General features: G+C 38.5%; 21 protein-coding genes and 1 pseudogene. 13 read left to right on the forward strand and 9 right to left on the reverse strand.

Going from position 1 to position 17,734, the window contains the following annotated elements; translation table 11 throughout:
• Positions 1-156 precede the first annotated feature (156 nt).
• The 3 genes from QM928_RS03345 to QM928_RS03355 are packed head-to-tail and all read left to right on the forward strand — an operon-like array spanning position 157 to position 3,054.
• Positions 157-2,286 carry a Tex family protein gene (locus tag QM928_RS03345; RefSeq protein WP_414294515.1) on the forward strand — a complete coding sequence of 710 codons (2,130 nt, stop codon included), beginning with the start codon at positions 157-159 and terminating at the stop codon, positions 2,284-2,286.
• Positions 2,273-2,722, forward strand: a complete 450-nt coding sequence (locus tag QM928_RS03350; RefSeq protein WP_414294514.1) for a SprT family protein — start codon at positions 2,273-2,275, stop codon at positions 2,720-2,722. The genes QM928_RS03345 and QM928_RS03350 overlap by 14 nt, the downstream gene beginning before the upstream one ends.
• Before the next feature lie 59 nt (positions 2,723-2,781).
• Positions 2,782-3,054, forward strand: a complete 273-nt coding sequence (locus QM928_RS03355) for a PspC domain-containing protein (RefSeq protein WP_414294513.1) — start codon at positions 2,782-2,784, stop codon at positions 3,052-3,054.
• 56 nt (positions 3,055-3,110) lie between these two features.
• Here QM928_RS03355 and QM928_RS03360 read toward each other — a convergent pair whose 3' ends face one another.
• Positions 3,111-3,806 carry a VIT family protein gene (locus tag QM928_RS03360; protein ID WP_414294512.1) on the reverse strand — a complete coding sequence of 232 codons (696 nt, stop codon included), beginning with the start codon at positions 3,804-3,806 and terminating at the stop codon, positions 3,111-3,113.
• Positions 3,807-4,024: 218 nt separating this feature from the next.
• Between QM928_RS03360 and QM928_RS03365 the strand changes: the two genes are divergently transcribed.
• A complete protein-coding gene (locus QM928_RS03365) occupies positions 4,025-5,305 on the forward strand; it encodes an O-acetylhomoserine aminocarboxypropyltransferase/cysteine synthase family protein (protein ID WP_414294511.1) in 1,281 nt (426 codons plus the stop codon).
• Between the two features lie 63 nt (positions 5,306-5,368).
• A complete protein-coding gene (gene radC / locus QM928_RS03370; protein WP_414294510.1) occupies positions 5,369-6,049 on the forward strand; it encodes a RadC family protein in 681 nt (226 codons plus the stop codon).
• 23 nt (positions 6,050-6,072) lie between these two features.
• On the opposite strand, the gene QM928_RS03375 is transcribed toward radC, so the two are convergent.
• From QM928_RS03375 to QM928_RS03405, 7 genes are all read right to left on the reverse strand, one after another.
• Positions 6,073-6,762 carry a gamma-glutamyl-gamma-aminobutyrate hydrolase family protein gene (locus QM928_RS03375; protein ID WP_075231365.1) on the reverse strand — a complete coding sequence of 230 codons (690 nt, stop codon included), beginning with the start codon at positions 6,760-6,762 and terminating at the stop codon, positions 6,073-6,075.
• Between the two features lie 15 nt (positions 6,763-6,777).
• Complete coding sequence (locus QM928_RS03380) at positions 6,778-7,419, reverse strand: redox-sensing transcriptional repressor Rex (RefSeq protein ID WP_075231364.1); 642 nt, start codon at positions 7,417-7,419, stop codon at positions 6,778-6,780.
• An 81-nt stretch (positions 7,420-7,500) separates the two neighbouring features.
• A complete protein-coding gene (locus QM928_RS03385; RefSeq protein WP_070460469.1) occupies positions 7,501-7,716 on the reverse strand; it encodes a DUF4649 family protein in 216 nt (71 codons plus the stop codon).
• 9 nt (positions 7,717-7,725) lie between these two features.
• Positions 7,726-8,073 (reverse strand): DUF1831 domain-containing protein, encoded by a 348-nt coding sequence (locus tag QM928_RS03390; protein ID WP_248034256.1) that lies wholly within the window; start codon positions 8,071-8,073, stop codon positions 7,726-7,728.
• 4 nt (positions 8,074-8,077) lie between these two features.
• Entirely contained in the window at positions 8,078-9,193 is a 1,116-nt protein-coding gene (locus QM928_RS03395; RefSeq protein ID WP_075231362.1) for a cysteine desulfurase family protein, read from the reverse strand.
• Positions 9,194-9,208: 15 nt separating this feature from the next.
• Positions 9,209-10,153, reverse strand: coding sequence for a ribose-phosphate diphosphokinase (locus QM928_RS03400; RefSeq protein WP_075231361.1), 945 nt, complete (start codon positions 10,151-10,153; stop codon positions 9,209-9,211).
• Between the two features lie 162 nt (positions 10,154-10,315).
• The gene (locus tag QM928_RS03405) at positions 10,316-10,885 is read right to left on the reverse strand and encodes a CYTH domain-containing protein (protein ID WP_414294509.1); all 570 of its coding nucleotides are present in this window, start codon (positions 10,883-10,885) and stop codon (positions 10,316-10,318) included.
• A 134-nt stretch (positions 10,886-11,019) separates the two neighbouring features.
• Here QM928_RS03405 and QM928_RS03410 point away from each other — a divergent pair, with 134 nt between their 5' ends.
• The 4 genes from QM928_RS03410 to pta are packed head-to-tail and all read left to right on the forward strand — an operon-like array spanning position 11,020 to position 14,379.
• A complete protein-coding gene (locus QM928_RS03410) occupies positions 11,020-11,691 on the forward strand; it encodes a GTP pyrophosphokinase (protein WP_414294508.1) in 672 nt (223 codons plus the stop codon).
• Positions 11,675-12,493, forward strand: coding sequence for an NAD kinase (locus tag QM928_RS03415; RefSeq protein WP_414294507.1), 819 nt, complete (start codon positions 11,675-11,677; stop codon positions 12,491-12,493). The genes QM928_RS03410 and QM928_RS03415 overlap by 17 nt, the downstream gene beginning before the upstream one ends.
• Positions 12,490-13,389: an RluA family pseudouridine synthase gene (locus QM928_RS03420; RefSeq protein WP_414294506.1), complete on the forward strand. Its 900-nt coding sequence runs from the start codon at positions 12,490-12,492 to the stop codon at positions 13,387-13,389. The genes QM928_RS03415 and QM928_RS03420 overlap by 4 nt, the downstream gene beginning before the upstream one ends.
• 15 nt (positions 13,390-13,404) lie before the next feature.
• Positions 13,405-14,379 carry a phosphate acetyltransferase gene (gene pta, locus QM928_RS03425; protein WP_049509200.1) on the forward strand — a complete coding sequence of 325 codons (975 nt, stop codon included), beginning with the start codon at positions 13,405-13,407 and terminating at the stop codon, positions 14,377-14,379.
• Positions 14,380-14,483: 104 nt separating this feature from the next.
• On the opposite strand, the pseudogene QM928_RS03430 reads toward pta, so the two are convergent.
• Positions 14,484-14,684, reverse strand: a pseudogene (locus QM928_RS03430) (transposase); the annotation flags it as partial.
• A gap of 409 nt (positions 14,685-15,093) precedes the next feature.
• Here QM928_RS03430 and QM928_RS03435 point away from each other — a divergent pair.
• The 4 genes from QM928_RS03435 (at position 15,094) to QM928_RS03450 (ending at position 17,734) form a co-directional block, all read left to right on the forward strand.
• Complete coding sequence (locus QM928_RS03435) at positions 15,094-16,095, forward strand: hypothetical protein (protein ID WP_153225333.1); 1,002 nt, start codon at positions 15,094-15,096, stop codon at positions 16,093-16,095.
• Complete coding sequence (locus QM928_RS03440; protein ID WP_153225334.1) at positions 16,092-16,289, forward strand: hypothetical protein; 198 nt, start codon at positions 16,092-16,094, stop codon at positions 16,287-16,289. The genes QM928_RS03435 and QM928_RS03440 overlap by 4 nt, the downstream gene beginning before the upstream one ends.
• Before the next feature lie 37 nt (positions 16,290-16,326).
• A complete protein-coding gene (locus QM928_RS03445; RefSeq protein ID WP_153225335.1) occupies positions 16,327-17,019 on the forward strand; it encodes a YjjG family noncanonical pyrimidine nucleotidase in 693 nt (230 codons plus the stop codon).
• Positions 17,020-17,080: 61 nt separating this feature from the next.
• Positions 17,081-17,734 (forward strand): uracil-DNA glycosylase, encoded by a 654-nt coding sequence (locus tag QM928_RS03450; protein WP_153225336.1) that lies wholly within the window; start codon positions 17,081-17,083, stop codon positions 17,732-17,734.

Here is a 17,734-nt window from a genome sequence, read left to right on the forward strand (position 1 = left end):
ACCTCAATTCTTATTGTTTCCTCTATTATACTATTATTTCAGCCAAAAGGTTTAATTTTAAATTGTTAAGACCAATGAATTTTTATCTTCAACAAATACCAAGCTAACTGTGACATTAATGAAAACAAGCTTTCTTCCTTATGGTATAATAGTCTCATGGATAAAAAATATGAAAAAATTTCCCAAGATTTGGGTGTAACCTTAAAGCAAATTGATACGGTCTTGTCTTTGACAGCAGAAGGAGCAACCATTCCCTTTATCGCTCGTTATCGGAAAGACATGACTGGTAGTTTAGATGAAGTAGCTATCAAAGCTATTATCGACCTTGATAAAAGTCTTACCAACCTCAATGACCGTAAGGAAGCTGTTTTGGCAAAAATCAAAGAGCAAGGTAAGTTGACCAAAGAGTTAGAAGAAGCCATCTTAGCTGCTGAAAAACTCGCAGACGTTGAAGAGCTCTATCTTCCCTATAAGGAAAAACGTCGCACCAAGGCAACGATTGCGCGTGAGGCGGGACTCTTCCCACTTGCTCGTCTAATCCTACAGAATGTTTCTGACCTAGAAAAAGAAGCAGAAACATTTGTCTGTGAAGGTTTTGAGACTCCACAAGATGCTTTAGCGGGTGCAGTTGATATTTTGGTCGAAGCTCTCTCTGAGGATGTCAACTTACGTTCAATGACTTATCAAGAGGTCCTTAGACATTCTAAGATTACATCCCAAGTCAAAGACGAGAGTCTTGATGAAAAGCAAGTCTTTCAGATTTATTACGATTTCTCAGAGACGGTTGCTAACATGCAGGGATATCGTACTCTTGCCCTTAATCGTGGTGAGAAGTTAGGCATCTTGAAGATTGGTTTTGAGCATGCAGTTGATCGTATCCAAGCCTTCTTTGCTTCTCGTTTTAAGGTTAAAAATGCCTATATTGAAGAAGTTATTCAGCAATCTGTTAAGAAGAAGGTACTGCCAGCTATCGAGCGTCGTATCCGTACAGAGTTAACAGAGAAGGCAGAAGAAGGAGCTATTCAACTATTTTCTGACAATCTGCGTAATCTTCTTCTGGTAGGACCTCTTAAAGGGCGCGTGGTTCTTGGATTTGACCCTGCCTTTCGTACAGGTGCCAAACTTGCGGTCGTTGATGCGACTGGTAAGATGCTGACAACGCAAGTCATTTATCCAGTCAAACCAGCTTCAGCTCGTCAGATTGAAGAAGCCAAGCGTGATTTGGCTGATTTGATTGGCCAATACGGTGTTGAAATCATCGCTATCGGAAATGGAACTGCCAGTCGTGAGAGTGAAGCTTTTGTCGCCGAAGTGCTCAAGGATTTTCCAGAAATTAGCTATGTCATTGTCAATGAGAGCGGTGCATCTGTCTACTCAGCTAGTGAACTTGCTCGTCAAGAGTTCCCTGACTTAACCGTTGAGAAACGTTCTGCTATTTCTATTGCACGTCGCTTGCAAGACCCACTTGCTGAGTTGGTTAAAATTGATCCCAAATCCATCGGTGTCGGTCAATATCAGCACGATGTTAGTCAAAAGAAACTATCTGAAAGTCTAGACTTTGTTGTTGATACAGTAGTTAACCAAGTCGGTGTCAATGTCAATACAGCTAGTCCAGCCTTACTTTCGCATGTAGCTGGGCTTAACAAAACAATCTCTGAAAATATTGTTAAGTATCGTGAAGAAGAAGGTAAAATCACTTCACGAGCCCAAATCAAGAAAGTTCCTCGACTAGGTGCTAAGGCCTTTGAGCAGGCTGCTGGTTTCCTTCGTATTCCTGAAAGCAGCAATATCCTTGACAATACTGGTGTTCACCCAGAAAACTATGCTGCTGTTAAGGAACTCTTCAAACGCTTAGATATCAAGGACTTGAATGAAGAGGAACAAGCCAAGCTAAAATCCGTTTCAATCAAGGAAATGGCTCAAGAGCTAGACCTCGGTCAAGAAACACTTAAAGACATTATCGCTGACCTTCTCAAACCAGGTCGTGATTTCCGTGATTCCTTTGATGCTCCAGTCCTTCGTCAGGATGTCTTGGATATCAAAGACTTACAAGTTGGCCAAAAGCTTGAGGGAGTTGTGCGCAATGTCGTTGACTTTGGTGCCTTTGTTGATATTGGTATTCATGAGGATGGTCTGATTCATATCTCTCACATGAGTAAAAAGTTTATCAAACATCCGAGTCAGGTAGTGTCGGTCGGTGATTTGGTAACCGTTTGGGTGAAGAAGATTGATGTCCAACGTGAAAAAGTAAATCTGTCGCTCCTTGCTCCTAATGAATCTAACTGATTACGTTAAACAAGTTTCTATAGAAGATTTTGGAAAACCTTTCAAACACAAAGCTCAATGGAATACTCGTCTACGGTCGACAGGTGGACGATTTTTCCCTAAGGATGGTCATTTGGATTTTAATCCCAAGGTATATCAAGAGCTTGGTTTAGAGGTTTTTCGTAAAATTGTTCGTCATGAGCTCTGCCATTACCATCTTTACTTTGAAGGCAAGGGCTATCAGCATAAGGATTTAGCCTTTAAGCAACTTTTAAAAGAGGTAGACGGTCTCCGCTTTGTTCCTCCCTTGTCAAGTTCCAATCAAAAACCAAGCTTAGTCTATGCTTGTCAGACTTGTCACCAAATCTATCAAAGAAAGCGAAAAATTGATACCAAGCGTTATCGTTGTGGTCTCTGTCGTGGAAAGCTCCTCTTGTTAAATCGGCCTAAGGACTGATGTAGCAAATCTAGCTTAGTGCTATACTAAGATTAAGAAATACGAAAGAGGAATAAATTATGAATACAAAATTTTATAAAATGAGAAGAAATCGCATGATATCAGGTGTTCTTGCAGGTCTATCTGACAAGTGGAATCTTGATGTAACCCTAGTTCGTTTCCTTTTTGCAATCTTTACAATCGCAAATTTTGGACTCGGGATTATTATCTACATTATCCTAGCTTCGATCCTACCAACAAAAGAAGATATCGAAGCTGAAATGTATGGAACAGGCCCACGCAAGATCAAAAATGCCCAGCCTATCAATGATGACGAAGGTTGGTTTTGGTAATTTTTATTAACTGTTTATATTTTGATAGCAAAAAAAGATACCGCGCGGTATCTTTTTTAAATACTAAACAATTGTCCAAACAGATAGGTCACTCCCATGGTCAGAAGGCCGATACAGAGGTTACGGATCATGGCTGTTTTTGTTGGGGCTTTCCCGAGTTTGGCACTAGTGTAGCCGGTGACTAATAAAGAAATGGCTACGATAAAGACAGTGGCAGGAATTCTGTATTCGCTTGGGAAAATAATAATCGAAAGCATTGGTGGTAGGCTACCAAGTACGAAGGCAATAAAGCTAGATGCAGCAGCATGCCAAGGATTTGTAAACTCTTCATACTCGATTCCGTATTTTTCTTCAACTAAGGCTTTAAGTGGATTTTTTAGAAAGGCTTTATTGACTAAAAGTTGAGCTGAAGTTTCACACTCACCATTTTGAAGATAAGCAGCATAGAGGGATTTTTTTGCAGCTTCGAGATCCTTATCCAAAAGTAATTGTTCACGCGCTACAGCGGCTTCCTCAGTGTCTTTTTGAGTAGATACAGAGACATACTCGCCTCCAGCCATAGAAAATGCACCTGCTAAGATTGCTGCTAAACCTGAGAGAAAGATAATCCAGATATTGCTTGTCGCACTGGCAACCCCGATAACAACACCTGCAATGGAAATAATCCCGTCATTAGCTCCAAGAACACCAGCACGTAGGATATTTAAACGACCAGCAAAGTTTGTATCTATTTCATGTTTATTTTCTGACATAGTATTCTCCTTTATATCTAGTATAAAGTATAGGAGAAGTGAAAACAAACATTTTTAACTATCTGAAAAAAGTTCTACAATTCTAATAAAAGATTGCTATTTATCTCAATCAGGCATAGCCATAGCTATTGCTTATGCCAATATATAACAAAGTTGTATTTGTAACCTAGTGTAATAGGTGATACAATGAACCTAATGAAATCTTTGGAGGTCTGATGATGACTCGTGAATTTAAATTTGAAACCCTACAATTGCATGCAGGACAAGTGGTAGATGCGACTACCAAGTCACGTGCAGTCCCTATTTACCAAACAACTTCCTTTGTATTTGAAGATACACAAGAAGGTGCAGACCTTTTTGCCCTTCAAAAAGCTGGTAATATCTATACTCGTATCACTAACCCAACAACATCAGCTTTTGAAGAACGTATTGCTGCTCTTGAAGGCGGAGTAGGAGCCCTTGCCACTGCTTCTGGGATGGCAGCTCTTACTTATACTATTCTTGGACTTGCTCACGCAGGAGACCATGTTGTTGCAGCTTCAACTATCTACGGTGGTACTTTTAACCTCTTGAAAGAAACCCTTCCTCGCTATGGAATCACTACAACTTTTGTTGATATCGATAATCTAGAAGAGATAGAAGCAGCGATTAAAGACAATACCAAACTTGTCTTGATTGAAACCTTAGGAAATCCAGTCATCAACATTCCTGATATTGAAAAAATAGCTGAACTTGCTCATAAACATCAGATTCCTTTGGTTGCAGACAATACCTTTGCAACACCTTATCTTATCAATGTCTTTTCTCATGGTGTAGACATTGCAGTTCACTCGGCAACTAAATTTATCGGTGGACACGGTACAACTATTGGTGGTGTTATTGTTGATAGTGGGAAGTTTGACTGGGTAGCTTCAGGGAAGTTCCCTCAATTTGTCAATGAAGATCCAAGCTACCATAATTTAAGCTACACTAGAGATGTAGGTGCAGCAGCCTTCATCGTTGCCCTTCGTGTTCAATTGCTACGTGACACTGGTGCAGCTCTGTCACCATTTAACTCATTCTTGCTCTTGCAAGGTCTTGAAACACTTTCTCTCCGTGTTGAGCGCCATGTTCAAAATGCTGAGAAAATCGTTGATTTCCTTGTTAACCATCCAAAGGTAGAAAAGGTCAACTATCCAAAACTAGCAGATAGTCCATATCATGCTTTGGCTGAAAAATACCTACCTAAAGGTGTTGGTTCAATCTTTACCTTCCATGTTAAAGGTGGAGAAGTAGAAGCTCGTAAGGTGATTGATAGCTTAGAAATCTTTTCAAACCTAGCCAATGTGGCAGATGCAAAATCATTGGTGGTTCATCCAGCAACTACCACTCATGCCCAGTTGTCTGACTCAGATTTAGAAGCAGCAGGAGTAACAAAAAATCAAATCCGTCTATCAATTGGTCTTGAAAATGTTGATGATTTGATTGAAGATTTGCGTCTTGCTCTTGAAAATATTTAAAAATAGATAAAATTTATCTGGTTTAAGCTCCTTCTCACGAATAATAAAGTGAGGAGGATTTTTATGTATAGTATTTCATTTCAAGAAGATTCGCTCTTGCCAAGAGAACGACTGGTGACAGAAGGAGTAGAGAGTTTGAGTAATCAGGAATTACTAGCTATTTTACTCAGAACGGGGACACGCCAATCTACTGTTTTTGAAATTGCACAAAAAGTATTGAATCAATTAAATTGCTTAACTGATTTGAAAAAAATGACACTACAAGAACTACAGGGATTATCAGGTATTGGTAGAGTGAAAGCTATTGAGTTGCAAGCGATGATTGAGCTGGGAAGTCGTATTCACAAACAAGAAACCATTGAGGCAGAGAGTATCCTCAGTAGTCAAAGACTGGCTAAAAAGATGCAAGCTGAACTGGGAGATAAAAAACAAGAGCACCTGGTGGCGATCTATCTGAATACACAAAATCAAATCATTCATCAGCAAACCATTTTTATCGGCTCAGCTACTAGAAGTATTGCTGAACCACGGGAAATTCTCCACTATGCTTTGAAGCATATGGCAACATCTATGATACTGGTTCATAATCATCCATCTGGTGCTGTCATGCCAAGTAGAAATGATGACCATGTTACGAAGCTTGTCAAAGAAGCCTGTGAATTAATGGGGTTGGTCTTATTGGATCATCTTATCGTCTCACACTCCGATTATTTTAGTTACCGTGAGAAGACGGATCTGGTGTAAAAAACCTGTATATGATACAGGTTTTACAATTCATTGACGACATAGTCGAAAAGTGTTTTATCTTTGGGGCGATTTTCAAAGAGAAATTCAGGATGCCATTGAACACCGAGGTAAGGGAAACCATCCGTTGTTGTAACAGCCTCGATAATTCCATCTTTAGGATCATGAGCTACAACCTTGAGATTTGGAGCTAGGTCCTTAATACTCTGATGGTGGAAAGAGTTGATATGAGAGATTTCTCCATAGATTTCTCGAAGAATAGTATCAGGCTCGGTGACTAAACGTTGAGTTGTATACTCGGCTGAAGTATCCTGCCAATGGTCTTCAATATCTTGATAAAGAGTTCCTCCCATAGCCACATTAAAGAGCTGGGTGCCTCGACAAACAGAAAAAATTGGTTTCTTTTGTTTGATTGCTTCTTCAATGAGTGCCAACTCAAAAAAATCGCGTTGAAGGTGGTAGTCATCGCTATCGATCGTTTTAGATTCACCATAGAACTTTGGATCGACATTTTGTCCACCAGTTAAAATGAGTTTATCAATCAAGCTAATGTAGTAACTGGCCATTTCTTGATCACCAATTGGTAGGATAATGGGAATTCCCCCAGCTTCCTTGACTCCTTCAACAAAGCCCTTCGCAGCATAGCTCATCATCAGCTCATCATCAGGATGAGCTTTTTCGTTTCCTGTAATCCCAATAACTGGTTTTTTCATAAATGCTTACGCTTTCTAATCCTCTTTTCTCATGAAATAGAGGAGAGTTTGCAATTCACTAGTTAAATCCACATACTGAGCTACCACATCTTTTGGTAGTTGGAGATGAACGGGTGAAAAGCTTAAAATTCCTTTAATACCTGCTTCAACAAGAAGATTAGCTACTTCTTGTGATTTGACACTCGGAACAGTTAAGATTGCAGTTTTAACATCTGCATTTTTTATTTTCTCCTTGATTTGGGAAATTCCATAAATTGGGATTCCATCGGGAGTTTTTGTCCCAACCTCAGGATGATCATCCAAATCAAAAGCCATAATGATTTTCATTTTGTTTCGTTCGTGGAAACGGTAGTGAAGGAGAGCGTGCCCCATATTACCAATACCCACCAACATAACATTTGTAATAGAATTATCATTTAGAAGATCAGCAAAAAACGTCATTAGTTTTTTGACATCGTAGCCAAATCCACGGCGACCAAGTTCACCAAAGTAGGAAAAATCTCGTCTAACGGTAGCAGAATCAATACCAATGGCCTCGGCAATTTGTTTTGAGTTGGCTCTTTCAATCTTTTCTGCATGAAATCTTTTAAAGATACGATAATAAAGAGAAAGTCTCTTTGCTGTTGCTTTTGGAATAGCAGACTGTTTTTCTTTCACAAAATCACAACCTTTCTAAATACTATTTTATAGAAAGATTGTGAAAAAATCAACAAAAATAAGAAAAAACTAAGAAAAATCTTAGCTTATCTTCGTAAAATCATAGTGAGATAGAAAACGATAGAGATTTCCCAGAAGCCCCTGATAGATTTCTTTTCCATTATAGGTCAGAGAAGTAATGACAGTAGTATCTGGAAGAGTCACACAGCCTGAAAGTGATAGCATGAGTGCTTCATAATCTTCGTATTCTAAAACGCGATCGACTTGATAGGTGTCTTTGTAAGTTAATCGAAACATGATTGCCTTCTATCTTTCGCTTTTAGTAAAGACATCACGTTCAACAAGACTATCCATCAAGAAGTAAAATTTCTCTTGGTGGATATGAGTTTTTTCTGACTTAAAGATATCGACTAAACGTAGACCAAATTTATCAGTGATGTTGATTTTTGCACCTGTTAAGTCTTTGTTGATGATAATCTTAAGTTGGAAACCTTCCCCACTATTTGGAACTTTTTCAAGAAGACGTGTTAGTTCATAGTTACCAACCTTAGTTTCAAAAAAAGTGTTATCTTTTAGAGTGAACTTTTTGACGGTTGGGCTAAGTGTGTAATTATAACGGCAATTTTTAAGACTAATGGTTTTTTCGAATGCCATTGAGTTAACCTCCAATGATTTCTTTTAGAGTTTGTGCGAGAGTGATTATTTCTTGCTCTGTATTTTGAGGTGAAATGCTGACGCGAACGGATTCGTGTAAGCGAGGAGAGTCTTCACCGTAGAAAGCCTGAAGAACATGACTAACTTGAACGACACCTGCAGTACAAGCAGAGCCAGTTGAAATAGAAATACCTTCAAGATCTAGACGAAGGAGTAGTAGATCATTACGTTGACCTGGGAATCCAATATTAAGGACATAAGGTAGCTGGTCATTTCCTTGATTGAGGTAATAGTCTGTGTCAGCCATTTCCTTTAAGAATGTTTCTTTTAGTTTTTGAACCTTTTCAAAGTTTTGTGCTTGGTTTTCAAGATCATCCTTTAGAGCTGCTACCATTCCCACAATGGCAGGAAGATTTTCTGTTCCTGCTCTTTTTTTCTGCTCTTGATCGCCACCATGAAGGTAGGAGTCAAAATCTGTAGATGCAGCATAGAGAAAACCAACTCCTTTTGGACCATAAAATTTGTGTGCAGAAGCGCTAAGAAAATCAATTCCCAATTTTTCGGGAAGAATCTCTAATTTACCAACTGCCTGAACCGCATCGACATGATAGACGGCTGGATGATTTTTTAGAACTTCCCCAATTTCAGCAATAGGTAAAAGTGTACCAGTTTCATTGTTTGCAAACATAGTAGAAACAAGAATGGTATCTTCACGCAGTGCATTTTTGACCTGGTCTGCAGTAATTTCTTGATTTTCAGGCTGTAAAATAGTCACTTCAAAACCGAAATTTTCAACCAAGTATTTGATGGGTTCTAGAACAGCATGGTGCTCAATCGCAGTAGTGATAATGTGCTTTCCACGATTTTGATGGCGAAGGCAGTAGCCGATGATAGCAGTATTATTGCTTTCAGTACCACCAGTGGTAAAGAATATATGTTGTGGCTTTGTTCCTAGTAAACTTGCTAGTTCTTGACGAGCTTCTCGTAATAGTTTACCTGCTTGGCGCCCATGTCCATGAATACTAGAAGGGTTGCCATAAGTTTCCTGCATGACTTGAGTCATTGCTGAGATAGCAACTGCTGACATAGGAGTCGTAGCAGCATTATCCAAATAAATCAAAAGCTCACCTGATTTCTATTTAAATAGTGGACTAACTGGTTTTCTTTCGTGAATACGAACCATAGCATCACCAATCAATTCGCTAGCAGTGATGTATTGTACGTTTTTAGGTGTTTTCCCTTTAGTTGCAACAGAGTCTGTTACCAAGATTTCCTTGATATTTGCTGCATCTAACAATTCTGCAGCACCTTCAACAAAAAGTCCGTGACTTGAAACAGCATAGATTTCAGTTGCGCCTTCGCGTTCCACGATTTTAGATGCTTCAGAGAAAGTACGTCCAGTGTTAAGAATATCATCGATTAAGATTGCTTTTTTACCTTCAACATCACCAATGATATAGCCTTGGTTGCGTTCAGAATCATCTTGCGCATAGTCGATAATCGCAATTGGAGCATCAAGATATTCAGCAAGGCTACGAGCACGTTTTACACCAGAGTTCTTAGGGCTAACGACAACCACATCTGAACCAACGAGTCCTTTATCACAATAGTGTTTTGCAAAAAGTGGAATTGTGTAGAGGTTATCAACTGGAATGTCAAAGAAACCTTGAACCTGAACGGCATGGAGGTCTAGAGTCAATACGCGACTAACTCCAGCTTTGACCAACATATTTGCAACAAGCTTGGCAGTAAGTGGTTCGCGAGAAGAAGCGATACGGTCTTGACGCGCGTAGCCAAAGTAAGGAAGGACAACGTTAATCGTATTTGCACTAGCGCGAACACAGGCATCAACCATAATCAAGAGTTCCATCAAGTGATTGTTGACAGGGTAGCTGGTTGATTGGATGATATAGACGTCATAACCACGGACACTTTCTTCGATGTTGACTTGGATTTCACCGTCTGAAAATTGACGGGAAGACAACTTCCCAAGTGGTACACCAGCTGCATCAGCAATTTTTTGAGCAATTTCCTGATTGGAATTGAGAGCGAAAAGCTTCATGTTTTTTGTATCTGACATTGATAAACCGTCCTCTATAAACTATGTGAAGCTATGTAGTAAACTATTTTTCTTAAAAATCCTTGTCTCTTAGTCTGAGAAAAGCTTATTTGAAGAAAGTATTTGCGACACAGATTCTATTATTTTTTATCCCTTCTATTCTATCAAAAAAAGAAGATTATTTCAGTATTTTTTCATATTTTCTATAAAACGAACTAATTTTGAGGGTGCTTTTTTGTAATGGATTTCATTGGCTTGTAAAAATTCTTGGAAATCAAGACTACCTTGGTTTCCATCTTCCACTTCTAATTCAAGCTCATAGTCAACAATATCAAAGTATTGGCTTTGATCAAGTGCCATGAGTCCAATCGGAGTTTGCTTTTCGTAGCGAACAGTAGTTAGGCAACCTAAAACTACCCAGCCACTGGTTGAAAGTCCACGGCTAGTCAATTCGTCAAGAATCATTCCTTGTGGAAGTTTACATTCTTTAAGACAATGGTTTGCTTCCTCAAGGCTGAGATCTTGATTGTACTCCATATTTCCAACTTTTTGTGGGATTTTTATGGTCAATTCAGCGCTATTTTCAAAAGTACGAATGCGCATAGCGATTTTATGTTTACGAAGGTAAAAATCGGGCGTGTCTAGGTAGTAATTTTTTTGTGTAATAGGTGTGACTCCTGAAAAGTGCTCCTGCAATCTTTGATATTCGTCCTTGTTTAGAAGTGTTTTCATTTCAATTTCTAAATGTTTCATTTTTTTTACTTTTTCCTTATCTTTGAAAGCGATTGTATGGTATAATAAGCATTGTATTTATTGTATAAGATTTTTCCTAGAAAATCAAAAACTAGATAAATCGAAGTGTATAGAGAATTGGATGAAAAAGATATATGATTACAGAATGGGAAGAATTTTTAGATCCTTACATTCAAGCTGTCGGAGAGCTGAAGATAAAACTCCGAGGTATTCGAAAACAATACCGCAAACAAAATAAACATTCTCCAATTGAGTTTGTAACTGGTCGAGTCAAACCGATCGAAAGTATAAAAGAAAAAATGGCTCGTCGAGGGATTGGATACGATACGTTGGAACAGGACTTGCAAGATATTGCAGGTTTACGCGTCATGGTTCAATTTGTAGATGACGTGAGCGAGGTTGTTGCCATCCTTCGTAGGAGGCAAGACATGAGAGTGGTACAAGAACGTGACTACATTACTCATCGAAAGGCTTCAGGCTATCGTTCTTACCATTTGATTATTGAGTATACAGTTGATACGATCAATGGGGCAAGAACGATTCTGGTGGAGATTCAGATTCGTACTTTGGCTATGAATTTCTGGGCTACCATCGAGCATTCTCTAAATTATAAATATCAAGGGGATTTTCCAGAAGAAATTAAGAAACGCTTGGAAATCACAGCAAGAATCTCTCACCAATTGGATGAAGAAATGAGTAAAATTCGTGATGATATCCAGGAAGCACAGGCACTCTTTGATCCATTGCATAGAAAGTTAAATGACGGGGTAGGTAATAGTGACGATACCGATGAAGAATACAGGTAAACGAATTGATCTAATCGCTAATCGCAAACCTCAAAGTCAAAGAATCTTATATGAATTAAGAGATCGACTAAAAAAGAATAACTTTATATTAAATGATAAACATCCCGATATCGTGATTTCCATAGGTGGGGATGGGATGCTTTTGTCTGCTTTTCACAAGTATGAAGACCAGCTGGATAAGGTTCGCTTTGTGGGAGTTCATACGGGGCACTTGGGCTTTTATACGGACTATCGTGATTTCGAACTGGATCAACTGGTTACTAATCTGCTTTTAGACAGTGGAGCTCGAGTATCCTATCCGCTTTTAAATGTAAAGATTTTTCTGGAAAATGGAGAAGTAAAAATTTTCCGTGCTTTGAATGAGGCTAGCATTCGGAGAGCTGATAGGACTATGGTTGCCGATATTATCATTAACCAAGTGCCATTTGAACGTTTTAGAGGAGATGGCCTGACGGTATCGACGCCAACTGGGAGTACAGCCTATAATAAATCTCTTGGTGGAGCTGTTTTGCACCCTACAATTGAGGCCTTACAATTGACAGAAATTGCGAGTCTCAACAATCGTGTCTACAGAACCTTAGGTTCTTCTATCATTGTGCCTAAGAAGGATAAGATAGAATTGATACCAACTCGTAATGACTATCATACGATTTCTGTTGACAATAGCATTTATTCTTACCGTAATATTGAAAGAATAGAATACCAGATAGACCATCATAAGATTCATTTTGTAGCAACACCAAGCCATACTAGTTTTTGGAATCGTGTCAAGGATGCCTTTATTGGTGAGGTGGATGAATGAGGTTTGAATTTATTGCTGACGAACATGTCAAGGTAAAGACCTTTTTAAAAAAACACGAAGTCTCGAAAGGTTTACTTGCCAAAATCAAGTTTCGAGGTGGAGATATTCGCGTAAACGGTCATCCACAAAATGCAACCTATCTCTTAGATATTGGGGATGTAGTTGTCATCGATATTCCTCCTGAGGAAGGTTTCGAGACACTGGAAGCCATTGATTATCCACTGGATATTCTGTTTGAAGATGATCATTTCTTGATTTTAAACAAACCCTTTGGTGTGGCCTCGATTCCTAGTGTCAATCATTCTAATACCATCGCTAACTTTATCAAGGGCTATTATGTGAAACAGAACTATGAAAATCAGCAGGTCCACATTGTAACCAGACTAGATCGAGACACTTCGGGTCTTATGCTTTTTGCTAAACACGGGTATGCTCATGCTAGGCTAGACAAACAGTTGCAAAAGAAAGCTATTGAAAAGCGCTATTTTGCTCTGGTTAAAGGAGATGGGTTTCTGGAGCCTCAAGGTGAAATCATTGCACCGATTGCTCGAGATGAAGATTCCATTATCACTAGACGAGTTGCAAAAGGTGGCAAGTATGCCCATACTTCCTATCGTATAGTGGAGTCTTATGGCGATATTCATCTAGTTGATATTCGACTGCATACAGGAAGGACACACCAGATTCGTGTCCATTTCTCACATATCGGTTTCCCTTTGCTTGGTGATGACCTCTATGGTGGTAGTCTTGAACATGGCATAGAGCGTCAAGCTCTGCATTGCCATTACTTATCGTTTTATCATCCTTTTCTTGAAGAGCAGTTGGAGATGGAAAGTCCACTGCCGGATGATTTCAACACTCTTATAACTCAGTTATCAAATAATAATTTATCTTAAAAGGAGTCAAAACTCATGGAAGTTTTTGAAAATTTAAAAGCCAACCTAGTTGGTAAAAATGCACGTATTGTCTTGCCTGAAGGTGAAGAACCACGCATTCTTCAAGCAACAAAACGCATCGTAAAAGAAACAGAAGTTATCCCTGTCCTACTTGGAAATCCTGATAAAATTAAAATCTATCTTGAAATCGAAGGAATCATGGATGGTTATGAAGTAATCGATCCTGCACATTACCCTCAATTTGAAGACATGGTAGCATCACTTGTAGAACGTCGTAAAGGAAAAATGACTGAAGAAGAAGCTCGCGAAATATTGGTTAAAGACGTGAACTATTTTGGTGTTATGTTAGTATACATGGGCTTGGTAGATGGAATGGTTTCAGGAGCTATTCACTCTACTGCGGCAACTGTTCGCCCAGCCCTTCAAATCATTAAAACACGTCCAAATGTTAGTCGTACTTCAGGTGCCTTCCTTATGGTTCGTGGCACTGAGCGTTACCTATTTGGTGACTGTGCCATCAATATCAATCCTGATGCTGAAGCATTGGCAGAGATTGCGATTAACTCTGCTATCACAGCTAAGATGTTTGGTATCGAACCAAAAATTGCGATGCTAAGCTACTCAACTAAAGGTTCTGGTTTTGGTGAAAGCGTAGATAAAGTTGTTGAAGCAACTAAGATTGCTCATGATCTTCGTCCTGACCTTGAAATTGATGGGGAATTGCAATTTGATGCTGCCTTCGTTCCAGAAACAGCTGCTCTTAAAGCACCAGGAAGTAAGGTTGCTGGACAAGCAAACGTCTTTATCTTCCCAGGTATTGAAGCAGGGAATATTGGTTACAAGATGGCAGAACGTCTCGGTGGATTTGCAGCGGTTGGTCCAGTATTGCAAGGTTTGAACAAACCAGTTAATGACCTTTCACGTGGATGTAATTCAGACGACGTCTTCAAACTTACTCTTATCACAGCAGCCCAAGCTGTACACCAATAAAATACAAGATAGCTCCTTTTCTCTTAAAGGAGCTTTTCAAGTAGGGAGTAATTGAAGAAGGCCTTTTGTTTTTTACTAGACTTTGGGGCAAGTTATACTCATAATCAATTATTTTCAAAAAGCAACCTAGTCCATTGTCTGCTGACAGTGGACTTTAAAACGGTTTTTTCCAGTCCTTGAATAACTTCTTGAAGCTTATCAATGACGGCTTCTAATGTTTGGAAAGCCTTATTTTTAAAGCCTCGTTTTCGAATTTCTTTCCAGACTTGTTCAATAGGGTTCATTTCTGGTGCATAAGGTGGAATTAGAGGGGATTGCTTTGGGCAGTTCCTTTTTAATGTAAAAGGAGTAGAATCATAGCGTTTCTAAATTGTTAATCATTCAAAACAGATTGTGATGGGACTATTCTAGCTTTAGAATTCTTCAAAAATTAACATTTAAGGTAATCAATTACTTAGAAGAGTACAAAAACATTTAATTTATAGGGATTCTAAGTCTAGAATTGCATGGATATTTATGAAAACAGAATATTCGATAGATAGGATTGTTCTATTCTGAAAGATTTGAGCTGTCAATTGTGTAGGATAGTATTATTCTATGTTAGATTCCAGTAAAAATGATTGGATAAATGATATTAAAGAAAAATCAAAATCATAATTTTGTTTAATATGGTATAATATTTCTAATAATTTAAACATAATGAGGTAGTAATTTATGGATGAAGTTTTATTTTTTGGAGAAGATGACTTCGATATTCTTGATATTGATGGTTATGAACTAAAACCCTCATCGTTTTTTAATAAGTTACCAGAAATAGCCAAACCTTTAGTCAAAAATGCAAATAAAATCTTATCTGAAGTAGAAAAAATGTTATATTCTGCTCCAGCCTTTATCAATGTTGTCCAATCTAGTATACCTGAAGAGGTTTTTCAGGCAATTCTTTCTCCAGAACAACGGGAACAAATTGCTCAAGGAGTGTTAAAATTAATGACAAAGAAAGATGGCTCTCTCTTGGCTGTATTAGTAAACACTAATACTAATAAAGTCATTGGAAATGTACCATTGAAATCTGTTAAGTTGACACCAGAATTAAATAAAGCGTTAGCCGATTATTCGTCACAAATTCAAATGGCTCAGATTGCAGAGGAGATTCAGAATGTACAATATGCTATTGAGGACGTCAGAAAAGGACAGGAGTCAGATAGACTTGCAATAGCCTATAGTTGTCAACAGAAACTCTTGCAAGCTAGAGAAATATCAGATTCAAACATTAGAACAATGATGTTACTGCAAGTTATTTCAGATGCAGAAGATAGTAGAAATCTCTTAATGCTTAGTCAAAAATCAAATGTAAATTTTATCAAAGAACAACCAGATTCTACTTGGGGTAAGTTATTAAAAGGGGATAAACCAGATAAAATTGAAGCTCGTATGAATGAGATTAGAGATGGATTAGCAGCTGTAAATATTGTTTCACTATCAGCAGCAATAGCTTATAATGAGTTGGGCGAGAAAAAAGCTGCTCAAAAAAGTTTGGATTACTTTGGGAAATTTATTAACGAAACTTATCTCAGTTCTCAGGAATTAGTAGAGAGACTCGATCTACTTGATCCTTCTCCTACAAATTACTGGACAAAAGAATTGCCAAAAATTGAAACTTCTATAATGAAATTGCCAAATAAACCAGATTCTATTGAGACAGAGGTGTTAGAATGAAAAAAATAAAAAAATGCAAGACATGTACTAGGGATTTACCATCAAGTTATAAGCACAATAAGTGCGAATCATGTAGAAACAAAAAAATAGATGAAGCAAAAAAGATACTTAAAGTTGTTGGACAAGTTGGAAGTGTGGTTACTCCAGTTGTAGTTGGTATGTTGATGAATAAAACTAAGAATAAGAAGAAATAAACTAATCTATTAAGTACCTAGAAAGGAAACTCTCAAATTGTCCTACAAATTTCTACTCTTCGACCTCGATCACACCTTACTCGATTTTGATGCTGCTGAGGATATAGCTCTGACGCAACTCTTAGAAGAAGAAGGAGTAGAGGATATCCAAAATTACAAAGATTATTATGTGCCCATGAACAAAGCCCTTTGGAAGGATTTGGAACAGAAAAAAATTACAAAGGATGCGTTAATTAACACTCGTTTTGAAAAATTGTTTGCTCATTTTGGTATTGAAAAAGATGGGTCCTACTTAGCAGAGCGCTACCAGTTTTTCCTTTCCAAACAGGGGCAGACTTACCTAGGTGTGGAAGATTTATTAAAAAATTTGATAAAACAAGACTATGAGCTCTATGCTGCGACAAATGGCATTACTGGCATTCAGACGGGACGTTTGGCTCAATCGGGTCTGGCACCTTATTTCAATCAAGTTTTTATCTCTGAACAGCTGCAAACACAAAAACCGGATGCTCTCTTTTATGAAAAAATTGGTCAGCAGATTGAAGGTTTTAGCAAAGAAAAGACGCTGATGATTGGAGATTCCCTAACCGCCGACATTCAAGGTGGCAATAATGCTGGAATTGACACGATTTGGTACAACCCTCATCACCTAGAAAATTACACACAAGCCCAGCCGACTTACGAAATCCATTCTTATCAAGACTTGCTGGATTGTTTAGATAAACTGTAAAAAGTGGTTTAGATAGCCACTTTTTGCTATAATAGAGGCAGTAAAAACGAAGGAGTTGGCTATGGAACACTCGTCTTGGCATGCTTTGATTAAGGAGCAATTACCCAAAGGTTATTTCGGTAAAATCAATCAGTTTATGAACCAGGTCTATGCTCAGGGAACCGTTTATCCACCTAAGGAGAAGGTTTTTCAAGCTCTCTTGACAACACCGCTTGAAGAAGTTAAAGTGGTGATTCTAGGGCAAGACCCCTATCATGGGCCAGGTCAGGCGCAAGGCTTGAGTTTTTCTGTTCCTAACTCTATCCCGGCTCCGCCATCCCTGCAAAATATCTTGAAAGAATTGTCAGATGATATCGGAGTTAAGAAATCACATGATTTGACAGCTTGGGCTGAGCAAGGAGTCTTGCTTCTTAATGCTTGCTTGACTGTTCCTGCTGGTCAGGCCAATGGTCATGCTGGTCAGATATGGGAGCCATTTACAGATGCTGTGATTCAGGTGGTCAATCATCTAGATAGGCCAGTCGTTTTTGTACTCTGGGGAGCCTATGCACGCAAGAAGAAGGCCTTAGTTACCAATCATCAGCACTTGATTATCGAATCAGCCCATCCCAGTCCGTTGTCGGTTTATAGAGGATTTTGGGGTTCCAAGCCTTTTTCCAAGGCTAATGCATTCTTAACAGAAACAGGACAAGAGCCAATCGATTGGCTTAGATAA

The sequence above is a fragment of the Streptococcus infantis genome, from assembly GCF_047460405.1.
Lineage (GTDB): Bacteria > Bacillota > Bacilli > Lactobacillales > Streptococcaceae > Streptococcus > Streptococcus infantis_Q.

Bases quoted from the DNA above. Each gene is read 5' to 3' on its own strand.
- QM928_RS03400 (WP_075231361.1), bottom strand. From the start codon at position 10,153: ATGTCAGATACAAAAAACATGAAGCTTTTCGCTCTCAATTCCAATCAG.
- QM928_RS03345 (WP_414294515.1), top strand. From the start codon at position 157: ATGGATAAAAAATATGAAAAAATTTCCCAAGATTTGGGTGTAACCTTA.
- QM928_RS03405 (WP_414294509.1), bottom strand. From the start codon at position 10,885: ATGAAACATTTAGAAATTGAAATGAAAACACTTCTAAACAAGGACGAA.
- QM928_RS03365 (WP_414294511.1), top strand. From the start codon at position 4,025: ATGACTCGTGAATTTAAATTTGAAACCCTACAATTGCATGCAGGACAA.
- QM928_RS03410 (WP_414294508.1), top strand. From the start codon at position 11,020: ATGATTACAGAATGGGAAGAATTTTTAGATCCTTACATTCAAGCTGTC.
- QM928_RS03450 (WP_153225336.1), top strand. From the start codon at position 17,081: ATGGAACACTCGTCTTGGCATGCTTTGATTAAGGAGCAATTACCCAAA.
- QM928_RS03350 (WP_414294514.1), top strand. From the start codon at position 2,273: ATGAATCTAACTGATTACGTTAAACAAGTTTCTATAGAAGATTTTGGA.
- QM928_RS03415 (WP_414294507.1), top strand. From the start codon at position 11,675: ATGAAGAATACAGGTAAACGAATTGATCTAATCGCTAATCGCAAACCT.
- QM928_RS03440 (WP_153225334.1), top strand. From the start codon at position 16,092: ATGAAAAAAATAAAAAAATGCAAGACATGTACTAGGGATTTACCATCA.
- QM928_RS03390 (WP_248034256.1), bottom strand. From the start codon at position 8,073: ATGGCATTCGAAAAAACCATTAGTCTTAAAAATTGCCGTTATAATTAC.
- QM928_RS03435 (WP_153225333.1), top strand. From the start codon at position 15,094: ATGGATGAAGTTTTATTTTTTGGAGAAGATGACTTCGATATTCTTGAT.
- QM928_RS03385 (WP_070460469.1), bottom strand. From the start codon at position 7,716: ATGTTTCGATTAACTTACAAAGACACCTATCAAGTCGATCGCGTTTTA.
- pta (WP_049509200.1), top strand. From the start codon at position 13,405: ATGGAAGTTTTTGAAAATTTAAAAGCCAACCTAGTTGGTAAAAATGCA.
- radC (WP_414294510.1), top strand. From the start codon at position 5,369: ATGTATAGTATTTCATTTCAAGAAGATTCGCTCTTGCCAAGAGAACGA.
- QM928_RS03420 (WP_414294506.1), top strand. From the start codon at position 12,490: ATGAGGTTTGAATTTATTGCTGACGAACATGTCAAGGTAAAGACCTTT.
- QM928_RS03375 (WP_075231365.1), bottom strand. From the start codon at position 6,762: ATGAAAAAACCAGTTATTGGGATTACAGGAAACGAAAAAGCTCATCCT.
- QM928_RS03360 (WP_414294512.1), bottom strand. From the start codon at position 3,806: ATGTCAGAAAATAAACATGAAATAGATACAAACTTTGCTGGTCGTTTA.
- QM928_RS03355 (WP_414294513.1), top strand. From the start codon at position 2,782: ATGAATACAAAATTTTATAAAATGAGAAGAAATCGCATGATATCAGGT.